This window comes from Sphingorhabdus sp. (assembly GCF_044357595.1).
Classification (GTDB): domain Bacteria; phylum Pseudomonadota; class Alphaproteobacteria; order Sphingomonadales; family Sphingomonadaceae; genus Sphingorhabdus_B.
In genome coordinates, this window is sequence record NZ_JBIKPH010000186.1 from 1 (window position 1) to 3,467 (window position 3,467).

The window sequence follows — 3,467 nt, forward strand, 5'->3', positions numbered from 1 at the left end:
GTCTTGCTGTCGATCAAAATGTCGAGATCAACCGCCCAGCGCAAAGTTTCCTGCGCAATCGCGATCGCCAGCGCACGATCAGGCGGCGAGAGGCCCTTGGTCGCGTTAGCGGTGGCTTGGTCCATCGGGGTGCCCATACGCATCACGGTATCAAGCAGGCGCAGGGCAGCGCGGCGGGTGGGCAAGCCGGAAATTTCTTCAGTCATACCCAAGCGCACTAGGCGTGTGCGCGAAACAAGTGAAGAGCGCTTCTGCACGGTCCAACTTGCGATGCCACATCTTGCAAATGCCGAGGTAAAAGCCGATATTCCATTCAAGCCATTTCGCTCAAGGAAATTCGAACTATGGGCACGCGTCCACCACATGTTAAAGCGCCGGAATATCTCTCCAAAAGTCCTCCGGTGCCCGAGCCGAAAGAAGTCGGCCGAGAACCCGAGCCCGATGCCGAACGACCAGATCCTGTGCGTTATGGTGACTGGGAATTAAAGGGCGTTGCGATAGATTTCTAGGGTAAGGGCTAAACCACTCACGCCAAAAACGGTGCAGAAACCTCTGGCCGGACGCGGACAAGGCGCCCCGTTGCCTTATCAATCATTGCCCACGTCGTATTTGCCCGCACAATAACCTTGCCCTTGCCGTCAACAAAATCAACACGCCGGTCGAACTGCGCACCCTTGGGTTGGCTCTCAATCCATGTGCGCCCCGTCACGCTCTCGCCTGCGGCAATGTTCCCGCGATAGTCAATCTCGTGCCGCGTCACGACCCAGAAATAGGCCGCAATATGTTCAGGCGCAGCAACGGCCTGCCAATGCGACGTCGCCATATCCTGAATCCACCTTACCCAGACAGCGTTGTTAACGTGGCCAAGTGCATCAATATCGTCTGGTTGAGCGGTGAAGGATTGGTCAAACGGCGTCATTTTTTCGGTTTGGCCAACCCCATTTGCCAGACGAGGAACGCCGCCTCTTCGGCATTTTCGCGCAAGCGTTCAAAACGCCCCGACTTGCCGCCATGGCCAGCACCCATATTGGTTTTGAGCAGAAGCACATTGTCATCGGTCTTCATGTCACGCAGCTTTGCGACCATCTTCGCTGGCTCCCAATAGGTCACGCGCGGGTCGTTTAAGCCAGCCGTCCACAGCATCGGCGGATAGGCCTTTGCCGCCACATTGTCATAAGGCGAGTAGCTGCGGATATAGTCGAACGCGGCTTTGTCCGTGATCGGGTTACCCCATTCTGGCCATTCTCCCGGGGTAAGCGGCAAATCCTTGTCGAGCATAGTATTAAGCACATCGACAAAGGCAACATGGCTGACCACCGCGCCAAATAGCTCGGGCGCCTGATTGACAACGGCGCCCATCAATTCGCCACCCGCGCTGCCGCCGCTCGCGGTCACCTTGCCTTTGCCGGTATACCCCAAGCTAATTAACCCCGTGGCCGCGTCGACAAAGTCGTTGAACGTGTTGGTCCGCTTCATCAGCTTGCCGTCGAGATACCATTGATAGCCCAAGTCATCCCCGCCACGGATATGCGCAATCGCATAGGCAAATCCGCGATCGACCATGGACAGCCGGTTTGCGCTGAAACCCGGCGGCGTGGCATAGCCATATGCGCCATAAGCATAGAGATGTAAGGGCTGGCTGCCGTCCTTCTGGAAACCTTTTTTGGTGAGGATAGACACCGGCACCTGCGTACCATCGCGCGCCGTGATCATCACGCGCTCGGTGACATATTGGCTTGGGTCATATCCGCTGGGGATTTCCTGCACCTTCAACGTTTCCAGACGACCGTCGGCAAGGGTGTAATCAAACACCGTGTCCGGCGTGACCATCGATTCATAGCCAAGCCGCAGCTTCGTCACATCATATTCGGGGTTGTCGCCCAAGCCGGCGTCATAACTTGCCTCTGGAAATTTGATCGCCTGAACCTTGCTTGCATCGGCATAATCACGGATTTCAACTTGGTCGAGGCCATCTATGCGCCCTTCGGTGACATAGAAATTCTTGAACAAAGACAGGCCAGTTAGATAGTGACGGTCGGAACCGGCAATCAGGGTTTTCCAATCGCCCGGCGCCTGCATACTGGCGGTAGCAACGCGGAAGTTCACATGGTCATCGTTGGTCAGAATGAACAGCGTCCCGTCGCGCACATCGACATTATATTGCCGCCCTGTTTTACGCGGGGACACCATGATGGGGGTAGCGGTCGGATCATTGGCGGGCACCAAACGCACTTCGCTGGTGACATTGTCGCCCGTGCCAATGACAATCCAATCCTCCTGCGCGGTCAGGCCAACGCCGACGCCAAAACCAATATCCTGTTCCTGATACAGCAATTTCGCCTTGGTCAGCTCGTCGCCAAGCCGATGATACCAGGCATTATCCGTACGCCAATTTTCATTGGCGAGGCCATAGACCACCCCCTTGCTGTCCGATGACCAGACGATGCTGGACAGAGTGCCGGGAATGATATCACCCAATTTCGCACCGGTATCGAGATTGCGGAAATGCAAATCGAACCGTTCCGATCCATTATCATCATAGGCATAGGCCAGTATTTTGCCATCGGGGCTGATTTCGGCAGCGCCAAGCCGGAAATATTCCTTGCCCTTCGCAAGTTCGTTCTCATCCAGGATGAGCTGATCCGCACCACCGGCGACTGGCTTGCGATAATGCTTGCGATATTGCGCGCCTTCTTCGAATTTCGACCAATAAATATAATCGCCGTCCTTTTGCGGGACCGAACTGTCGTCTTCTTTGACGCGGCCCTTCATTTCCTGAAAAATCGTTTCCGTAAGCTGTGCCTGCGGCGCCATTTGCGCTTCGAAATAGGCGTTCTCTGCTTTTACATGCGTCAAAATCTCGGCATCATCGATCGTCGGATAACTTTGATCCTTTAACCAATAATAATCGTCGGTCAGGGTCACCCCATGATAGGTTGCCTGATGCGGACGCTTGGTGGCGATTGGAGGCTTTATTTGCGCGGTAGCTTCTTCGGTCATGGCTTCTTTCTGGGCAATTGCGGGCGAGGATAATGCGCTGATTGCAAAAATCAGTGGGAGCGGTGCTTTCATGAGACAACTTCCTCGCTTATATGAATGGTATAACCATATGAACGGAAGTCCGATATGTCTACCTATGAAGCCCGCCTCACCGCCCTGCGCGCACAATTGAAGAAAGAACAACTGGACGGCTTCGTTGTTCCTATCTGCGACGAGCATATGTCGGAATATGTTGGCGATTATGCGCAAAGGCTTGGTTGGCTCACGGGCTTTGGCGGGTCAGCGGGGTCAGCGGTCGTACTGTCCGAAGAGGCCGCGATCTTCACCGATGGTCGCTACACGCTTCAAGTACGCGAGCAGGTCGATGGCAAACATTGGCAATATGTGGGCGTGCCGCAAACGAGCATTGCTGACTGGTTGAAGGGCCACGCCCCAACAGGCGCGCGCATTGGCTATGACGCGTGGGT

4 protein-coding genes and 1 pseudogene are annotated in these 3,467 nt (G+C 55.1%); 2 read left to right on the top strand and 3 right to left on the bottom strand.

The window, feature by feature from the left end; all coding sequences use genetic code 11:
- A pseudogene (locus ACIQ2T_RS12650) lies at positions 1 to 206 on the bottom strand (SAM-dependent methyltransferase); the annotation flags it as partial.
- Between the two features lie 138 nt (positions 207 to 344).
- Between ACIQ2T_RS12650 and ACIQ2T_RS12655 the strand changes: the two are divergent.
- Positions 345 to 509 (top strand): DUF1674 domain-containing protein, encoded by a 165-nt coding sequence (locus ACIQ2T_RS12655; protein ID WP_306064025.1) that lies wholly within the window; start codon positions 345 to 347, stop codon positions 507 to 509.
- Between the two features lie 17 nt (positions 510 to 526).
- Here ACIQ2T_RS12655 and ACIQ2T_RS12660 read toward each other — a convergent pair whose 3' ends face one another.
- Both ACIQ2T_RS12660 and ACIQ2T_RS12665 read right to left on the bottom strand, forming a co-directional pair.
- A complete protein-coding gene (locus ACIQ2T_RS12660) occupies positions 527 to 919 on the bottom strand; it encodes an acyl-CoA thioesterase (protein WP_397591118.1) in 393 nt (130 codons plus the stop codon).
- The gene (locus ACIQ2T_RS12665; protein ID WP_397591120.1) at positions 916 to 3,000 is read right to left on the bottom strand and encodes a S9 family peptidase; all 2,085 of its coding nucleotides are present in this window, start codon (positions 2,998 to 3,000) and stop codon (positions 916 to 918) included. The genes ACIQ2T_RS12660 and ACIQ2T_RS12665 overlap by 4 nt, the downstream gene beginning before the upstream one ends.
- Before the next feature lie 126 nt (positions 3,001 to 3,126).
- Between ACIQ2T_RS12665 and ACIQ2T_RS12670 the strand changes: the two genes are divergently transcribed.
- On the top strand, positions 3,127 to 3,467 hold a 341-nt coding region (locus ACIQ2T_RS12670; protein ID WP_397591119.1), incomplete at its 3' end, for an aminopeptidase P family N-terminal domain-containing protein.

Excerpts from the sequence above, each read along its gene's own strand:
- ACIQ2T_RS12665 (WP_397591120.1), bottom strand. The coding sequence starts at position 3,000 with ATGACCGAAGAAGCTACCGCGCAAATAAAGCCTCCAATCGCCACCAAG.
- ACIQ2T_RS12655 (WP_306064025.1), top strand. The coding sequence starts at position 345 with ATGGGCACGCGTCCACCACATGTTAAAGCGCCGGAATATCTCTCCAAA.
- ACIQ2T_RS12660 (WP_397591118.1), bottom strand. The coding sequence starts at position 919 with ATGACGCCGTTTGACCAATCCTTCACCGCTCAACCAGACGATATTGAT.